Source organism: Pantoea sp. ACRSC (assembly GCF_022346785.1).
In the GTDB taxonomy this organism is placed as follows: domain Bacteria; phylum Pseudomonadota; class Gammaproteobacteria; order Enterobacterales; family Enterobacteriaceae; genus Pantoea; species Pantoea alvi.
The window spans coordinates 1-1374 of record NZ_JAKRNN010000054.1 but is presented as its reverse complement, the minus strand read 5'-3'; the positions used below and the strand labels follow the sequence as shown (position 1 = coordinate 1374).

At 45.3% G+C, this 1374-nt stretch carries 3 protein-coding genes; all 3 read right to left on the bottom strand.

From position 1 onward, the window contains the following. Positions 1 to 87, bottom strand: an 87-nt coding sequence (locus MHZ97_RS22255; protein ID WP_239313698.1) for a hypothetical protein, incomplete at its 3' end; no start/stop codon positions are given. A gap of 17 nt (positions 88 to 104) precedes the next feature. Further along, complete coding sequence (locus MHZ97_RS22250; protein WP_239315705.1) at positions 105 to 869, bottom strand: hydroxymethylglutaryl-CoA lyase; 765 nt, start codon at positions 867 to 869, stop codon at positions 105 to 107. Then, positions 869 to 1249: a CoA transferase gene (locus MHZ97_RS22245; RefSeq protein WP_239315704.1), complete on the bottom strand. Its 381-nt coding sequence runs from the start codon at positions 1247 to 1249 to the stop codon at positions 869 to 871. Before MHZ97_RS22245 ends, MHZ97_RS22250 begins: the two co-directional genes overlap by 1 nt. Positions 1250 to 1374: the final 125 nt, after the last annotated feature.

Here is a 1374-nt window from a genome sequence, read left to right as displayed (position 1 = left end):
GTAGGTGGGCCAGTTGGTGATTTTGAATTTTTGCTTTGCCACGGAACGGTCTGTGTTGTCGGGAGGATGCGTGATCTGATCCTTCAACTCAGCAAAAGTTCGATTTATTCAACAAAGCCCCCTGGCGCAAATGGACATCCGCCCAGCCCGCCTGCTGCAGAGTCAAAGCTCACTACGCCGGCCTCAAGCGCTGCGAGTGTGTTAGCCAGAGCCAGTCCACGGGTATCATGAAAGTGCAGTGTTAACATAAGCTCTGGAAACCGTTCGAGTACAGTTTTGCATAGTTTATATACCTGTGAGGGATAAGCCATGCCTGTTGTATCGCAAAGTGTGATGCCAGAAATGCCATAGTCCGAAAATGCCTCAATCAACCTGATGACTTCATGAGGAGAAACATCACCTTCAAAAGGACAGCCAAAAACAGTAGATAAAGATATATTTAGCGGAATATTTTTGTTTTGAAAAAGATTGATTGTCTGCCTCAGCTGACGGACGGATTCACTACGTGTCATTCGTAAATTTGCAACATTGTGACTTTCACTCACAGACATCACGAGATTAGCTTCATCAAGCATGCAGCTCAGTGCGCGCTCTGCGCCGCGCAAATTTGGCACTAGCGCGGTATAACGTGTTTTCGGGTTTCTATCTATACTTTTCATTACCTCTTCAGCATCTCTGAGAGCGGGGATCGCTTTTGGTGATGTGAAAGAGGTCACTTCAATTTTGGCGAAACCGCATCTGCTGAGTTTATTAATCATTGATATTTTATCTTGCGTATTCAAATATACAGATTCATTTTGCAGCCCATCACGTGGGCAAACTTCGTTGATCAGTAATTTGATATGGATATTATCTTCAGAGTTAAACATCAGATAATCCCTCTCGATTTCAAATCGTCTTGCTGTGACGGACTTAACCCCAGTGCTAAGAGCACTTCATTGGTATGTTCACCCAGAGTGGGTGCTTTACTGCGTATCTGCCCCGGAGTTGTCAGTAACTTTGGTACGATTCCCGGTAATGTCACAGGTGTCCCGTCCGGCAGACTATCTTTGATAAGCATGTCGCGCTTGATAAAGTGAGGGTCTGCCGCAATGTCTGCGGCGTCATAAATTTTACCCGCGGGCACGCCACCTTCATTCAAATCTGAAAGAACTTCTGTCAGTGTTTTTTTCTTTGTCCACTGATTGATTGCGTCATCAAGCATTTCTACATGACGTACGCGGCCATCGTTGTGCTTCAGTTCTTCCATTTCGGTGAAGTGGTTTACTGAATTTGGCCACCTGAACAGAGGTGATATGCTCACCTCAGAACATTACAGGTGCCTCAATGAAAAAAAGAAATTTCAGCGCAGAGTTTAAACGCGAATCCGCTCAG